Raw genomic sequence first — 17086 nt, forward strand, 5'->3', positions numbered from 1 at the left:
TCACATCTTGTGGTACTATAATTATGAGGTGTAATATGCTATTCATCGATCAACTAGACCGTATAACAAGTGAATATCCTGACAAAGTAGCCATCGTTGACAAAGAGAAGTCCATCACTTTTAGTGAGCTTCGCGCGAGGGCTATTAGTCTTGCAAGTGAGATACATAAAATTCATCCACAAACGAAGCGTCCCATCATGGTTGAGACTGACAGGCTACTTGAGACTATAATCTCTTTCTTCGCGGTTCTTTACAGCGGCAACTTTTACGTGCCCATCGATGCCGCTATGCCTCGTGAGAGGATTGAGACTATCAAAAAGCGTCTTGAGAGCACTTTAGGCATTTATCATACGAAGAATATTTTCGAAGATTATGCTCTTCAATATGATTATAAGCATGATTATGGCTGTGACGAGGCGGCTCTTGAAGCGATTAGAGCTAAGATGATAGACGCGGACCCTGTTTATGTTTTATTCACATCTGGTACAACTGGCGAGCCAAAGGGCGTTGTTATCAGTAATTTCATGCTCGTGGACTTACAAGATTGGCTAGAGAAGACTTTGAAAATAAACGAAAACGATAGGCTTGCAAATCAAACGCCGCTCTTTTTTGATGCGTCGCTTAAGGAGCTTTGCCTATTTACGAAGACTGGAGCGACTTTATACTTAATGGGTCCGAAGGACTTTTTATTTCCAGTCAAGGTAATTGAATACTTAAACGAAAATAAAATTACGGCTATACTATGGTCGGTGTCGGCGCTTAATATTCTTGCAAATTCAAATGTTTTTGATATAGATAAACCAAAATACTTAAGGCTAGTCACTTTTGCTGGCGAGCAAATGAGCGCGCAAAAGCTGAACATCTGGCGCAAAGCTGCAGAGGCTGAGTACTTTAACCTATATGGACCGACTGAAGCGACTTGCGACTGCTGCTATTACAAGGTTGATAGGGATTTTCAAGATGATGAGATCATCCCCATTGGCAAGGCTTGTGAGAATATGGAGGTCATGATACTTGATGGCGACAAGGAAGCTGACGAGGGCGAGCTTGTTATCAGGGGTAGAGGCGTTTCTTATGGCTACTACAATAAGCTTGATCAAACTGAGAAAGCCTTCGTGCAAAACCCACTAAACAAGGCTTATAGAGAGATTGTTTACAGGAGCGGCGACTTTGTTAGAAGAAATAAGTTTGGCGAGATAGAATTTTTGGCAAGGAAGGACAATCAGGTTAAGGTCTTTGGCCACAGAATCGAGCTAGACGAGATAGAAAGACAGGTCTACGCTATGGGCATACACGAGGCGAGCGCTGTTTTTGATAAAGAAAATGAAATCATAATTTTGTTTTACTCTGGAAAGGAATTTTCGAGGAAGGAGTTTAAGGACTTTATACTTGAAAGGCTGCCAAAGTACATGCTTCCATCGAAGTTTGTGCACATGGATGCTCTTCCTAAGACGCAAAACACTAAGATTGATAAGAAGAGGCTTTTAGAAATTTATGAGAGTGGAGAAGTTTAATAGAGTAGAGGAGCTTGAGATTTTAAAATCTTATGAGGGCTCCATCACAAACGATTACATGAATACTTCGCTATATGAAGCCAATATAGCTAGGCTCTACTACATAAAAGGCGATAGGAATTTCTATGTCCTAATCAAAAGAGAAGGCTATTACAAGCTTTATTATTATATAAATGATATCAATGAAAAATTTGATGCGAAAGGCACTTTTGTGAGCGAAATCGTTTCTAAACAAATGGATGAGACGCTTGAAAATATTGGCTTTGAGCTATACAAGACAAGAGTGAGACTGCGCCTAAATCATAAGGAGCCTTATGAATCAAAGCGAGTTAAGTACATTGACGACGCAGAATTTATTTATGGTGCGTTACAAAGCTTTGATGAATACTCAGGCGAAAGGCTTAGCATGGATGAGGTTAAGGAGCGTATAGCGAAAAAACTTTTCATAGGCATTGACGGCGCTGGTTTTATCGAGTTTAGCACGGATGCGTTTAAGGACAGTATCGAGCACTTCTACATAGACCCAGCTAAGAGGGACGAGGGACTTGGCACAGAGATCTTGCGCCATTATCTTGGATGCGTTTCTAAGAAAAAACGCGTCAATGTGTGGACAGATGAAGGCTCGAGAGCGATAAAACTATACCATAAATATGGCTTTAAAGAGGACGGGCTTAGGTCCTACGTATATATTTGGAGGGAAAACCAATGAAAGAAAAAATAAAAGAAATCATCGAAGACGTCACTGGTGAAGCGGTTGAGGACACAACTGAAATCATCGAAGAAGGCATACTTGACTCTTTCGACATAGTGACTTTAGTCATAGAATTAAACGACGCTTTTGGCGTTAAAATACAAGTTTCCGAGCTATTGCCAGAAAATTTCGCAAACGTTTTGGCGATAGAGAAACTAATTAAATCATTGCAATGAGTTTTACAAGCTTCACTTTCATAGTATTTTTACTATGTTCCTTTATTGTGTTTAAAGCTACTAAGTACAAGTGGCAGGCGCTTTTACTCATCTCTTTAGCTTATTATGCAAGCTTTAGTGTAAAGGCCTTTGTCTACTTAATCTTTGTAATTTTAAGCACTTATTTTTCTGCCATTTATCTAGAAAAGCATAAGAATAAGCTCGTTTTGACTCTTGCACTCATCTTAAATTTTGGCATGCTAAGCCTAGTTAAGTTCACGAGTGTCAATATCTTCGAGAACTTCATTCCGCTTGGCATTTCCTTTTACATCTTCATGGCGACTGGCTATGTGATTGACGTTTACAGAGCAAAGTACGAAGCGCAAAAAAACATTTTCAAATACTCGCTCTTCGTTTCATTCTTCCCGCAAATGATGCAAGGACCTATTTCGCGCTACGATGATATATCCCATGGCCTTTACAATGATGATAGTAGTGCCACAGACATTTCTTATGGTCTTATGCTCATACTTTATGGCTTCTTTAAAAAGCTTGTCATTGCCGATAGGGCAGCGGTTTTTGTGAATAAAGTTTTTACTGAGCCAGATTTATATTCGGGCATTTTCGTTTTTATTGCAATTATATTTTATTCAATTCAAATTTACTGTGATTTCTCAGGCGGTATCGACGTCGCAAGAGGCGCAGCCTATTTATTTGGCGTGAAGCTCGACCGAAACTTCAAAAGGCCATTCTTCGCGACAAGCCTTGCGGATTTTTGGAGACGCTGGCACACAAGCCTTGGCTCGTGGATGAAAGACTACGTTTTCTACAGTTTATCGCTATCAAAGGCCTTCGTCTTTATCAACAAACAGTCAAGAAAGCACCTTGGCCGCAAATTTGGTAAGTACTTAACACTAAGCATAGCAAGCTTTGTTGTTTACTTCATCATAGGTATATGGCATGGCGCTGGTCTAAACTTTTTGGCCTTCGGTCTATATAACGGTACTATAATTAGTTTGGGACTAATTTTTGAAGATAGATTTAAAGCCTTCAGAAACAAGATTGGCTTAAAAGATACATCACTTACTTATAGAATAACGAAAATATTTTCAACGCTTATGATAGTCTTTGTAGGCAGGTACTTTACAAGATCTGCTGGCCTTAGGACAGCGCTTCACATGATGAAGAAAACCCTTGTCGATAGAGGCTTCAGACACGCAGCGACTGGTCTAAGCAGGCTTGATTACGCCGTTATACTTATTTCGCTTATCATAGTCTTCATCGTTTCACTCGCTGAAGAGAAAGAAATCGACGTTAAAGAGAAAGTTCTTAAGCTAAAACCAATCTATTTATTCACAGGACTACTTATATTTATGGCCTTTGTCGCATACTTTGGCGTATTTGCGAGCGGCTTTACAAAAGTAGACTTTATCTATAGAAATTATTAGGTGATTATATGAAAGAGAAAAAATTCATCACAATATTTTTTGTATGCATCTTAATCCTTGCTGTGATTGTAGCTATTTTAAATGTGGTGGCTGACCCATTTAATGTCTTTGGTGATAGATTTACTAAGTGGTATACTTATGATTTTACACAAAACCCAAGAACAGCCAAGATTGAGTACATCAAGGGAAAAGATTACAAGAATTTCATTTTGGGCGCAAGTGGCGCTTCATCCATTCCAACAGCTGAGCTTGAGAAATATACTGGCAAAAAGTATTTTAATCTATTTTCTTATGGCGCGGACCTTTATGTTGTTGAAAAGAATTTAAATTATATTTTGAAAAATTATGAGGTGGAGTCAGTAATACTGCCGCTTTCGATACCATCGGCGCTTAGGTACAACGTAGAGAGGACTTCACTAAACTACTACATGAATCCAGATGTTTCTGGCGAGAGCAAAATTTTGTTTTATTTAAAATATCTTTTTGCTAATCCAAGAAATGCGATTGAAAAATTTAAAGCCATGGGCAAGAGATCGCTCGTTCAAGAGAGCTTCGACGTCTTCAGCCTTGATGGTTCTTACGACAAGAGCCAAAGGGACATCGAGTACATCGGTAGTGAGGAGGATTACAAGGCAGAGAAAGGCTTTAATAAGGACTACACTAAGCTTAAGATGGCTCATGCAAATGATGCGCTTGAAGCAATTCGCCGCATGAAAAAAGCCTGCGACGATGCTGGAGTCGAGCTAACCATGTTTTTATGCCCTATGTATAAGGACGAGTTGGCGAGATATGACAAAGCAGAGGTCGAGAGCTACTACAAGGGACTCGCAGAGATCAGCCCTTTCTGGGACTTCACAGGAACTGAGTACGAGAACGATCCGAGATTTTTCTACGACCCAGCTCACTTCAGAAACGCCCTTGGCAAGATGATGCTCGAGACCATCTACGCTGGTCGCAAGGACTTTGGTCGCTACGTAGACAAGGTAGAGGTGCCTCTATATACAGATGCAAAGCCAGATGCGAGAGAGTTTTACATCTTCGAGCTGCACCACATAGACAAGGATCCGAAAAACGCTTACATCATCACAAAAGAAAAGTTTGAGAGCGTTTTGAAATATTTAAAAGAAAATAATATTGCCACAGTCTCATTTAGAGATTTATATAACTATGTTAATGGCGATGCAGATCTCCCTCAAAAGTTTTGCATTATCACCTTTGACGATGGTTATAGATCAAACTACACCGAAGCCTATCCATTATTAAAAAAATATGGCTTGAAAGCGACAATATTCCCAGTTGGCAAGACCATGGGGCTAAATAAATATCCAGATACAGATAAAGATATCTACGAGCACTTTAGCGCGGCCGAGGCAAAAGAGATGTCAGATGTGATTGAGTTTGGCTCACACACATACTGGATGCATCAGGCATATCCTAGTGATAAATACACGTTCAGAAGGACTGCGAAGAGACTTCCGGGCGAGAGCGAAGATACTTATGTCAAAGCCTTTAAAGAGGATACTGCCAAGTACAAGGCGCTTTATAAAGAATTTGCGGACGGCGAACCACTGGTATTTGCTTATCCAGAGGGTGACTTCGACGGTCTAAGCGAGCTGATTGCTGAAGAAGTCGGCTACAAAGTCACTTTAGGCGTTAAGCCGGGCAAAAATTACATCGTAAAGGGACTTCCTGAAACGCTTAAAAAGCTTAAGAGAATCAATATAGATGAAAAAACAGATATTAGTGAATACGAGTAAAAGATTTAGGCTAATGGAACTCACTTCACCAAAAGATTTAAGCAATGTAAATTTGGCTGAGCCAGTAATTTTCAAATTGTCCATGGATTTAGTAAATATAGATGATTTTCAAAAGCACTTAAGCCAAGCTAATTTAGAAAATTTACAAAAGATCAAAGACGAGAGAGAAAAAATCCGCTTTATAAAGACGAGAGGCCTAGTCAATATGCTTTTTTCACTAGAAAATAGTGAAGCGGATCCTATTTGGCAGCTAAATGAATATGGCAAGCCATATATAGCTGGCTGGGACAAAGACTTTAGCATCTCACATAGCACAGAATTTTCAGTTGTGGGAGTGGCAAGTGAAGCAATTGGAGTAGATATAGAAGATAATGGCCGCGATATTGATTTAGAAAAGTTTAAAAGAACAAAATTTTTGAACTTCGATGGGGGCGCTTATAATAATAAAGAAGAATTTCTTATGCGCTTCACAGCCCTTGAAGCCTATCTAAAATACATCGGCAAAGGCTTTCATAAAGATGCAGGGAAGATTAGCGTAAGGAAAGTTAATGATGCCATAGTGATTGACGATGGCGAACTAATTAAAGCAGAAGTGATTAAGAGTGGCGGCTATACCATTAGCATAGTTATGAATAAAAAATAAAACCTCTCGAAATCGATAGGTTTAGAAAAAAATTTAACCGTGTGTAATTCTACACGTTTAGATAAAAAACAATTAAAAGGGAAATAAAAAAGAAGGTAAATTATGGACAGAAAAAAAGTAAAAGAATTATTTGATAAATACACAAAAAAACTGCGTATAGTGCCTGAGTGGGACATAAGGCTTGAGTTTGTCGAAGATCCTGAATGGAAAAAGACGGGCGATTTCAAGATAGACCCGACAGACAAAAAGGCGGTGCTTATGCTAAACGCAGTAAATCCAAAAGACGAGAACATCGAAGAAACCATAGTTCATGAGCTAATGCACATAAAAATGTATCCCTTGGATCAAGTTTGTGAATCGGTGATTATAAATATGTTTGACGAAGGGAGCAAGGCACAAAACTTTGCTTATCAAGAGTTTTTCACAGCGCTTGAGGTGACAATCGAAGAGCTCGCAAAGTGCTTCCTTTATGAGTTTGGCGAGAACAAAGAGCTTTCATACGGAAGGATGAGTAAGATTAAGTCCTTCAATGAGCTTTATGATGGACTAAATAGTATTGAATAAAAAATTTGGCTCTTTACTTATTAAGTAGAGAGCTTTTCTTTGCCTTGAAAATTATTATCTCTAGTGATATAATTAACTAAAGAGGTGGACTATGGCGGAGATTATGGAGTTCAAGGGCAAAATTGAACTAAAGGACGATATAAAGGCGCTTAGAAATGAGCTTGTAAGGCTCGTTGAGGAGCGCGACAATTTAATATACACAACTTGTCCAAACATCAAGATGAGATACATGCTTAAGGCAGGATATCTTGAATACAAACTGTATGAATTAAGCCTTAATTATCAAAGACTAAAAAGAAAAAAGGAGCTCATTCAAGCGAAGGTCTATAGAGAGGAAAAAGTCAGTGTTATAGAGATAGACGAGATTCTTGACAAAGAGTTTGAAAAATATAAGGAAGATCTTGAAGAAAAGCTAAACGAAGTGAACGAGTCAATCAAGAGAAGCGAGGGCGAATTTTTATCTGATGTCGAGAGCGAAGACCTTAAGGATATGTACAGAAAAGTCGTTAAAAAGCTCCATCCAGACCTTAATCCAGAAGTAACTGAGGCTGAGAAAGAACTTTTTGTAAGAGCGGTCGAAGCGTATAAAGCGGGTGACGTCGCTAGCATGAAGCTTATCTATGTAGTTTCTGGAGCTGATGAAGAGAAAAAAGATGATGACACTAAGCTAAAAACACTCTTGGATATGGCTGAGGAAAAGGCTCGTCTTGAAAAGCTTATTGAAAATATTAAAAAGAACATGGATGAGATCAAGAGCCGCTTCCCATATACACTTAAGATTTATCTTGATGATGATGCTCTTATGAAGAAAAAACAGGATGAGCTTAATGAATCGATAAAAGATTATGAAAATGCAATAAAGGATTTAGATGAGGCTATAGCAAAACTATTGGAGGAGAAAGATGAGTGATTTAGTTAAAAAAGATGATGGCGGCGGCCTTTTAGGTGTTTTGCATGGCACAGGCGGTCTTGTGGTGCCAAAGCCATTCGAGCGCGAAATATATCTATTTACCACGCATGTCGCAGGAACAACGCACATTGACAATATTTTCGATATAGAAAAGCATTTGAATATTGACGATAAATTATTATTTTTCAGAGAAGACAATCCTCATGATGAAAAGGCCATACGCGTAGAAACACTTCAAAAAGAAAAGATTGGTTATGTGCCAAGAGGCGATAACGCAGTATTCTCAAGGCTTATGGACGCTGGCAAAGAGCTTTACGCAAGGATTAAGGATAAAGAGACCGTTGATGAATGGCTTAGGATTGAGATAGACATATATTTAAAAGACTAGCATACATAAAATAAGGAGGATTAAAATGAAAGATACAGAAAAAAGTATGCCAGTTTTTGGCGTTGGACCGATTTTTGTGATAACAACAGTTTTAGTCACTGTTATCTCAGTCGTTTTGAATAGAAGAGGCGCACTTGTCAATGGCAAAATCATAGGCGAAACATGGATCTTCACTGCACTTGAGATAATTTTTATAGCGCTAGGCGCATATCTATGGTTAGCCTCAGTCATCGGTTCAAAAATAAATAAAAATGCAAAAGAGGGTAAACTCATTACAACAGGTGTCTATGGCATAGTCAGAAACCCAGTTTATTCAGCATTTCTAGCTATATCCACAGGAGTAATCATAGGCGAGAGAAATGCAGCACTCTTTGTAGTACCACTAGTTTTATGGATGTTTTTAACAATACTTATGAAAAATACAGAGGAGAAGTGGCTTTATCAAAATTTTGGCGAAGAATATCTAGAGTATAAAAGAAGTGTCAATAGAGTGATACCTTGGTTTAGAAAGAAATAAAAATGAAAAACGGGTAAATGAAGCGGCACAAAAAATTATAAGTGCAAATTATGACTATATAAGCATATTTGGCGAGATGGCACCTCTTTGGGAAAAAGCTATAGAGAAGTTTAATGATTATAATTTAAAGGTTTTATACGATGAATATAGAAGAGTAAATGAAAATATTTGATTTTAAAACTGGTATCCATTTTTTATAGGTTATAAGGAGTATAACGTTATATAATATAAATAAGTAAAAGGAGGTCATATCAATTATGAACGCATTAATTGTATTAGATGTACAAAAAGGAATTTTAAAGAAAAAAGATTTCTCAAACACTTTAAAAAATATTAGCTTGTTAATAAATGATTTTAAGAGTAAAGGCGATATCGTACTCTTAACACAACATTTTTCGGACGATAGCGATAGTCCGTTTTATAAAGCTTCCAGCGATGTAGAATTGTTAGATGAATTTAGAGAAGCTGCTGATTATGTTATACCAAAATCATCATGTAATACATTTCATAATACAAATCTTCAAGAAATATTAAGTGAAAACAAAGTATCAAAGGTTTATATCTGTGGTTTTAACACAGAATATTGTTGTTTATTTATTAGTATATTGTCTTCTGATAGAGGTTATGAAACAGTATTTGTAGAGGATGCCTGTGGAACTTTTGGGGATGAGGAAATATATGAAATGCCAGGACTAGATGTAAATGATTTTATTGGTTCTATTCTTAATTGGTCAGGAGAAGTAGAAGTATTATATACAGATGAATACTTCAATGGCGTAAGCGAAGAATGAAATTATAGTAAATAGAAACATGATGATAGATGTCAAGATATAAAAGTACTTGGCATCTATTTTTATAAGTTAAAAAGAATATTATGTGATATAATTAAATAAAGGATGATAGGAGGGTTAATTATGAGCAATTTATCTCAAGAAAAAAGAAAAGAAATGCTTGAATATATTAACAAGCTTAAAGAAATACACAAAGACGATGAAAGCATTATAGCACTTGAAAAGATAGAGACAGCATTAACAGAAAAGAAATATGGACTAGTTTGGGAAGAACACGAAGAAGAAGTAGATAAAAAACTTGTTCATAATATACCAGTCTTTACAGAAGTAGAAGAAAGAAAGATAATTGCTGATGAAAACGAAGGATTTAATTTTCTTTTAGAAGGAGATAATCTTCACTCACTAAGACTTTTAGAAAAAACTCATAAGGGAAATATAGATGTAATTTATATTGATCCGCCGTATAATACTGGGAATAAAGATTTTATTTATGATGATAATTATATTGGAAGTGAAGATGGATACAAACACTCTAAATGGTTATCGTTTATGAATGAAAGATTAAGGATAGCTAAAAATTTGTTATCTGATCAAGGCGTTATTTTTATTTCAATTGATGATAATGAACAAGCACAACTAAAATTATTATGTGATGATATTTTTGGCGAAAAAAATTTTATAGGTAATTTACCTAGAGTAACAAAAAAATCAGGCAAAGATCATTCGGTTGGAGTGGCTAAAAATCATGATTATACAATTGTATATGCTAAAGATAGGGACAATGCTTCTTTTACTGGTATACCAGCAGAAGATACAGACTATCCTTTTAAAGATGAATACTATGATCAAAGGGGTGGATATAAATTAAATCAAACTCTGGATTACAATTCTCTTTGGTATAATCCTAATATGGACTTCCCAATCGAAGTTAAAGGAGAGTTATTTTATCCTGGTGGAAGTCAAGACTTGCATGATAAAAGACATTCAGGCAAACACAATCCTAAAGACTGGGTCTGGAGATGGAGTCTTGAAAAATTTAAGTTTGGATTAGAGAATGGTTTTATTGAAATTAAGGAAGGCAAAGAGAGAAGTAGAATATATACAAAAACATATGCTAATGCAACAATATCTAAAAAACGTCCATATACAATAGAATATATTGAGCGCGAAACGAAGCTTTCCTCTATAGCGCTAGTTGATAATATATTTTCTAATGATAATGCAAAAAAAGAAATAACCAAACTAGGTTTAGAAAAATTTGGATTTCCTAAACCCACATCACTAATAGTGCAATTAATTTTAACAATAAAATATGCACATAACATTCTTGACTTTTTTGCTGGCTCTGGAACTACCGGACATGCAGTTATGCAGCTAAATAAAGAAGACGGCGGAAAGAGAAAATATATTTTATGTACTAACAACGAAAATAAAATTTGTGAAGAAGTAACTTATAAAAGGCTTCAAAACATACAAGAGGAATTACCGCATAATCTTAAGTATTTTAAAACAGATTTCATACCGAAATTTACAGAAGAAGAGGATATACTATCATTTAGGCTACTTGATCATATAAAAGAGATGGTAGAACTAGAAAACATGTGTGAAATTGATGGAGTGAACAGGGTTATAGTGCTTACTGATGAAGAGCTTAAAGAAAAACTAGAGACTATTAAAGAAGGAGCTTATCTATATATCCCAGCATATATATTGTTAACAAACGAAACTAAGAAAATTTTTGAAGAGAAAAAACTTAATTTAGTAGAAATACCAGAGTATTACTTTATGGATGAGTTAAGAGAGGCGAAGGAAATATGATTTTAAATTTATTTGACTTTCAAAGCGACGCTAAAAATTATTTGCTTGACAAGGTTAACGATCCAAGTTCTAAGCAAAGAATTATCGTTAAGAGCCCAACAGGATCGGGAAAAACTGTTATACTTATATCTTTTATAGAAGACTATCTATTATATAAAGATTCGAATAAAATATTTATTTGGTTAACACCGGGCAAGGGAGATTTAGAGGAACAATCCAAGGAAAAGATGGAAGCGATTTTGCCTAACGCTAAGACCGCAAACATTAGTGATGCTTTATTGCAAGGCTTTAAACCTGGACACACATATTTTATTAACTGGGAAATGATAACTAATAAAACAAATAATGCGCTAAAAGATAGTGAGAAGAAAAATCTATATGAAAGGATAGCTGAAGCTCATAGGGAGCAGTATTCATTTATAACTATAATCGACGAAGAGCACTTAAATAATACGGCTAAAGCTGATGATGTTTTGACTGCTTTTAATGCAGAAAAAGAGATTAGAGTGTCGGCTACTACTAAAAAGAACCCTATGGCTGAATACTATGAAATACCTGAGGAAGAAGTAATTAATTCTGGTTTAATCACAAAGGCTCTATACATTAATCCTGATATAGACATAGAGCAAGTTGATGACCTTGAGAGTGAAGCCTTTTATCTTTTACAAAAAGCTGATGATAAAAGAAAAGAAATTAAAAATGAATATATAAAGAACAATGAAGATATAAACCCACTTGTTATAATACAGTTCCCAGATATGTCAACTAGAATGATTGAATCAGTTGAGGAAATGCTTGATGGACTTGGATATAACTATAAAAATAAATTAGTAGCTAAATGGTTAAGTGAAAGTCAAATAAACACATATAATTTGGAAGAAAATAATGCTCAGCCGAACTTTCTTATCATGAAGCAAGCGATATCAACAGGATGGGACTGTCCTAGAGCAAAAATACTAGTTAAACTTCGTGAGAATGTGAGTGAAAATTTTGAGATACAAACCCTTGGAAGAATAAGAAGAATGCCTAAAGCTAAGCATTATGAAAACGATTTGCTTGATTATTGTTTCTTATATACATTTGATGAAAAATATAAGGAAAGAGTTCTTCAAGGCGGCAACTCGTATGAAGTTAAGAGATTATTCTTAAAGGATAAATGTAAGAATTTTGAATTAATAAAACAAGTTAGGAACAAAGATTACAATGCCATTGACGAGGTGCTAATTAGAGACAGAGCTCATGATTATTTTGTCAATAAATATAAGCTTGGCAATGTAAAAGAAGATAATAAGAAAGCTATGGAGGCTTCGGGATATATATTTGGCACTTTAATTTACAGTACATTTAGGTCTGGAAAATTCCAACAACTTAAAGATATTCAAAATATGAAACTTGGCGAACATAAGCAAATATCTTATGAAGTTTCAACAACTGATCATGGTATTGACTGTTTACATGCAGTAGACATGATTAAAAAAGTAACTGGAGTTCCTTCAAAAAAGATGAGGGCTATATTACAGTACTTATTCTACACAAATATGAGATATAATAAAAAGCTTTTAAATTTATCTAATCGCGAGTGGTATGCTTTTATGATTAACAATGCCTATAAACTTCGTGATGATTTTCAAGAGCTAGCAGCAGGAACTGATAAGAACTATATTGAATATCTTGAGGCAAAGACAAGTGTTTGGAAATTACCTGTTGAAGACTTTTATAAGTACGCTCCATATGAAACAGATATTGAAGTTTACGAAAAGAACGCATATAAAGATTATACCACTGCTATGACGGCTTCTAATTTTAGGTCTGAACCAGAACAGCTTTTTGAAAATTACTTAGAAAATAATGATAAAGTTGATTGGTATTATAAAAACGGAGATACAGGACAACAATATTTATCAGTTTTATATGGCAATAACCTAGATAAAGAATATCTTTTTTATCCAGACTATATTGTGAAGATGAAAAACGGAGATATTTGGATAATTTAGACAAAAGGCGGAGAAAGCAAAGGTAAGAGCAAAAATATTGATGAACAAATAGAAAATAAATTTAAAGCATTTAAATATTATGCTGAAGAATTAAGAAAAATTAAATGGGGTTTTGTAAGAGACAAAGATACAAGACTGTTTATCAACAACACAGTTTATACAGAAGATATGAGCAGTGAGCATTGGCATAGATTAGAAGATGAATTTTAGGATAGGTGATTAAGATAGAAGATATTAAATTTAAATTTAATGCACTAACACCAGAAACATTAGATGAAAATAAAAATCAAGGAGTGATATATTGGAAATTTGTTCAAACTCAAAAGATGTAGTTAAAATATTTAAAAATATTAAAGATATATCAATAAGTAACAATCCAGATGATGGGAACGTAAATATCTTCATGTGTCCAATAAATGCTAGAAAATTTGATTATAATAAGATTTCTTCGGTATTAGTAGACGCTGTTATTGACTATGCATTATCTAAAAGAACTATAAAGTGTTATAAAGGAAAGTATGGGACTCTATCACAGCAAGCACGCTCTAAACTTAGAAAACATATTGAAAATAATGGCGAATTAGGAGAACTTCTTTTATTTTGTTTTTTAGAAGGCCATTTAGGTGCTCCTAAAATATTAACAAAATTAGAAATGAAAACTTCTAATAATATGTATGTAAATGGATCAGATGGAGTTCACCTTCTTAAGATTAACAATGACAGGTATAAAATTATTTTTGGAGAATCTAAACTATATAATAATTTATTGAGAGCTTTAAGAAATGCGTTTGAATCTATATATCAATTTGTTAGAGAAGTCAATTCTTCTGGAGAGTATAAAAGTGGTATTATATTTGAAAAATCATTAATATCCTCTAATATTGAAAATGGAGATTTTAGCAAAAAAGATAAAGAAATTTTAGAATCAATCATTTATCCGTCGCGTGGAGATGCAAGTCTCAACATAGATGATGCGTTTTCTATTTTTATCGGATATGAAGTAGATATATCAAAAGAGACTAAAGATTGTAGCGATGAACAATTTTATGAAGTTGTTAAAGAAAAAATATTATCAGAATTAAAAGAAATAGAACATATATTATACGATAAAATTTGCAATAAAAAATTGTTAGGCCATTCATTCTATGTTTATATCGTTCCTTTTACAGATATAGATAATACAAGAAAAAATATATTAGAGGATATTTTAAAATGAATAATTTTATTACTGAGCTATCAGAAAAGGCATTTAATGACGAATATTTAATTAGTTTAATATATAATTTAGAGAAAAATTATTGTAATAAATTGTTAGACAAAGAATTTATAATAAAGCTAACAGAAGAAGAACTTTATGATTTAATGAGGTTTTCAGATATATTATGTAGGTCATCTAAAGATGAACATAAAAATTTATCATTAAAGATAGTAAGTCTTATATATGAGTTTAAAGAACTTTTAGAGGATGAATTTATAAAATTAAGTATTATAAATGTTTTAACTAAATTAGGGAATTTTCCTTCATTGAATCTAATCAGGATGAAAAATGAGAACACAGGAGTAGACGAAATAGATTTGGACTTAATAATTAAAAGTGTATATAACATGTCTCCAATTGGGAAAATTTTTACTGATGAACAACTTAAAGTGTTTAATGAACTAAAAACAAACAATCATTTTAGCGTTTCTGGAAGTACATCATTTGGGAAATCGTTTATTTTTGAAGCATTTACTAAATATTTAATAGAAGAACACAATAAGTCAGATAATATAGCATTCATTGTTCCAACAAAAGCACTTATAAATCAGGTGTCGAATAAAATTAGACACTTAGTTAAAGAAGATGGCTATAAAGTTATTAGTTCTCCTGAAATACCTAAGGTTTTACAAGATTTAGATAAAAAATATATTTTTGTATTTACACCTGAAAGATTAATTTCTTATCTTTCAAAGTTATCTAATCCTAAAATAGACTACTTATTTGTTGATGAAGCTCATAAATTATTAAATGATAAAGATACTAGAACCCCTTTAATGTATCATGCCTTGGTTTTAGCAAGAAGAAAAAGCGTGAATATTTTCTTTGCCGCGCCAAATATACCAAATCCTTCTGTTTTTTTGGAACTAGTTAATAATACAACTGAGGAGAGCTATGAAGTTAAAACTGAGTCAGTAGCTCAAAATAGATTTGTTATTAATTGCTATAATGATTGCGCTTATATGATTAGTGATTTTGGAGAGGATATTTACTTGCCAAAATTAAAGTTTAGCGACAATGTTATAAATAATTTGAGTGTTGTTTTAAATACATTTTCAAATGATAGACAGAGTATAGTTTACTGCAATAGTAAATATAAAACAATAATAACTGCCACTCAATATGCAAATATTTTAGATGAAGTAGACGATGATGATGTTAATGATTTAATAAAAATGATTGAAGAAAAGGTTCATGAGCAATACTATCTTAGATTTTGTTTGAAACGAGGAGTAGCGTATCACTTTGGCGGCATTCCTGAAGAAATAAAAGCAAGGGTTGAAGAGCTATATAAAAAAGGTTCTATAAGAATAATATTTTGCACATCTACACTATTAGAAGGAGTTAATTTGCCTGCAAAAAACATTTTTATTTTAAGTGAGAATATAGGTCTTACAAAAATGAGCGATGTTGATTTCTGGAACTTAGCGGGAAGAGCAGGCAGATTAAGTAAGGATTTATCTGGCAATATATTTTGTGTTAATATTTATAACCAACATGGTTACTGGAAAGATCCGGAAAGTTTAGATATTCTTAGACAAAAAAACATACAAAATATTAAACCAGTTATACTTAGAGATAATAATAAAAACCTATATAAGAATATAGCTAATTATTACATGAATAAAGCTTATACTAACAAAAAATTATCTGAAACTGATAAAAAAATCATTGAAATGTATGGTAACATATTATTATATCATGACACTGTAAATAGCGATTCTATTTTAAAAGATAAGTTTATTGATACAAGTAAAAACTCGCTAGAAGTTTTAAAGAAAATTAGAACTAATAATTCTGTTCCAAGTGATATATTAGCTGAAAGCATAAATATTAAAATTTCTGCTCAAAATAGTGTTTTTAATGGTCCTAAAAACCCTTTACCTACAGATACATCATATGAAGGGTGCTATGAAGTTTTAAAAATATTATGTGATCAATATGATTGGTTGACAAATGAGAGCAAGGGAAACAATCCAATGATAAAGAGTTATGAGCAACTATCATATTATGCGATTTTATTGGAAGGGTGGATAAACGATAAACAACTAAATTATTTAATTAAAAAGACGATTGATTATTATTATAATAATGGAGACAGTAAATACATTTACTTGAATAAAAATGAAGGCAGATATTACGATAAGTTTGACAAGACAAATGCTTATCATATTAATAGTCTTATCAATGCCTTAATTATAGATTTAGAAAACAATATAAAATATAAGATTAAGGCTTATGTTAGCAATTATCAATCAATATTAATTTCAAATAATATTGATTGTGCTTGTGATTGGGAGAAATATATTGATTATGGCACTACTAATCCGAAATTAATAGACATACAGAACCTCGGATTCTCAAGAAATATTGCTAGATTTTTATCTGAAAAATTTAATAATTTATTTAAAGTTACTGAAGGTGAGATTACAGGTATTGAATCTGAACAATTAAAATCTAGCATAAATAAAGAAATTTTTCCAAACGAATATAAAGAGCTAAGTGATTTGTTTGATTGGGACGATTGATTCACAAAAAAAGGCTACCTTTATGGCAGCCTTTTTCTTATCTCTTCAAT

Annotated in this window: 15 protein-coding genes; all 15 read left to right on the top strand. The window is 33.6% G+C overall.

Features of this window, described 5'->3' with window-relative positions:
• Nucleotides 1–35 precede the first annotated feature (35 nt).
• Nucleotides 36–1514 carry an amino acid adenylation domain-containing protein gene (locus tag M1R53_RS00740; protein WP_249242729.1) on the top strand — a complete coding sequence of 493 codons (1479 nt, stop codon included), beginning with the start codon at nucleotides 36–38 and terminating at the stop codon, nucleotides 1512–1514.
• Nucleotides 1495–2223: a GNAT family N-acetyltransferase gene (locus M1R53_RS00745; RefSeq protein ID WP_249242730.1), complete on the top strand. Its 729-nt coding sequence runs from the start codon at nucleotides 1495–1497 to the stop codon at nucleotides 2221–2223. The genes M1R53_RS00740 and M1R53_RS00745 overlap by 20 nt, the downstream gene beginning before the upstream one ends.
• Nucleotides 2220–2441 (top strand): acyl carrier protein, encoded by a 222-nt coding sequence (locus M1R53_RS00750; RefSeq protein WP_070599521.1) that lies wholly within the window; start codon nucleotides 2220–2222, stop codon nucleotides 2439–2441. Before M1R53_RS00745 ends, M1R53_RS00750 begins: the two co-directional genes overlap by 4 nt.
• A 47-nt stretch (nucleotides 2442–2488) precedes the next feature.
• Nucleotides 2489–3868: an MBOAT family O-acyltransferase gene (locus tag M1R53_RS00755; protein ID WP_249242731.1), complete on the top strand. Its 1380-nt coding sequence runs from the start codon at nucleotides 2489–2491 to the stop codon at nucleotides 3866–3868.
• Nucleotides 3869–3876: 8 nt separating this feature from the next.
• Nucleotides 3877–5625: a polysaccharide deacetylase family protein gene (locus M1R53_RS00760; protein WP_249242732.1), complete on the top strand. Its 1749-nt coding sequence runs from the start codon at nucleotides 3877–3879 to the stop codon at nucleotides 5623–5625.
• 13 nt (nucleotides 5626–5638) lie between these two features.
• Nucleotides 5639–6268, top strand: a complete 630-nt coding sequence (locus M1R53_RS00765) for a 4'-phosphopantetheinyl transferase family protein (RefSeq protein ID WP_249242733.1) — start codon at nucleotides 5639–5641, stop codon at nucleotides 6266–6268.
• A gap of 102 nt (nucleotides 6269–6370) precedes the next feature.
• Nucleotides 6371–6832 (top strand): hypothetical protein, encoded by a 462-nt coding sequence (locus tag M1R53_RS00770; protein WP_249242734.1) that lies wholly within the window; start codon nucleotides 6371–6373, stop codon nucleotides 6830–6832.
• A gap of 91 nt (nucleotides 6833–6923) precedes the next feature.
• On the top strand, nucleotides 6924–7742 hold the full coding sequence (locus tag M1R53_RS00775; protein WP_249242735.1) for a coiled-coil domain-containing protein: 819 nt from the start codon (nucleotides 6924–6926) through the stop codon (nucleotides 7740–7742).
• On the top strand, nucleotides 7735–8130 hold the full coding sequence (locus M1R53_RS00780; RefSeq protein ID WP_249242736.1) for an HIRAN domain-containing protein: 396 nt from the start codon (nucleotides 7735–7737) through the stop codon (nucleotides 8128–8130). Before M1R53_RS00775 ends, M1R53_RS00780 begins: the two co-directional genes overlap by 8 nt.
• Nucleotides 8131–8155: 25 nt before the next feature.
• A complete protein-coding gene (locus M1R53_RS00785; protein ID WP_249242737.1) occupies nucleotides 8156–8647 on the top strand; it encodes a methyltransferase family protein in 492 nt (163 codons plus the stop codon).
• A 257-nt stretch (nucleotides 8648–8904) separates the two neighbouring features.
• Nucleotides 8905–9438 carry a cysteine hydrolase family protein gene (locus tag M1R53_RS00790; RefSeq protein ID WP_249242738.1) on the top strand — a complete coding sequence of 178 codons (534 nt, stop codon included), beginning with the start codon at nucleotides 8905–8907 and terminating at the stop codon, nucleotides 9436–9438.
• A gap of 123 nt (nucleotides 9439–9561) precedes the next feature.
• Complete coding sequence (locus M1R53_RS00795) at nucleotides 9562–11256, top strand: site-specific DNA-methyltransferase (RefSeq protein ID WP_249242739.1); 1695 nt, start codon at nucleotides 9562–9564, stop codon at nucleotides 11254–11256.
• Nucleotides 11253–13250 (top strand): DEAD/DEAH box helicase, encoded by a 1998-nt coding sequence (locus M1R53_RS00800; protein ID WP_249242740.1) that lies wholly within the window; start codon nucleotides 11253–11255, stop codon nucleotides 13248–13250. The genes M1R53_RS00795 and M1R53_RS00800 overlap by 4 nt, the downstream gene beginning before the upstream one ends.
• A 301-nt stretch (nucleotides 13251–13551) precedes the next feature.
• Entirely contained in the window at nucleotides 13552–14466 is a 915-nt protein-coding gene (locus M1R53_RS00805; RefSeq protein ID WP_249242741.1) for a HamA C-terminal domain-containing protein, read from the top strand.
• The gene (locus M1R53_RS00810) at nucleotides 14463–17036 is read left to right on the top strand and encodes a DEAD/DEAH box helicase (protein ID WP_249242742.1); all 2574 of its coding nucleotides are present in this window, start codon (nucleotides 14463–14465) and stop codon (nucleotides 17034–17036) included. Before M1R53_RS00805 ends, M1R53_RS00810 begins: the two co-directional genes overlap by 4 nt.
• The last annotated feature ends 50 nt before the right edge of the window (nucleotides 17037–17086 follow it).

This window comes from Fenollaria massiliensis (genome assembly GCF_023347705.1).
GTDB classification, from domain to species: domain Bacteria; phylum Bacillota; class Clostridia; order Tissierellales; family Peptoniphilaceae; genus Fenollaria; species Fenollaria massiliensis.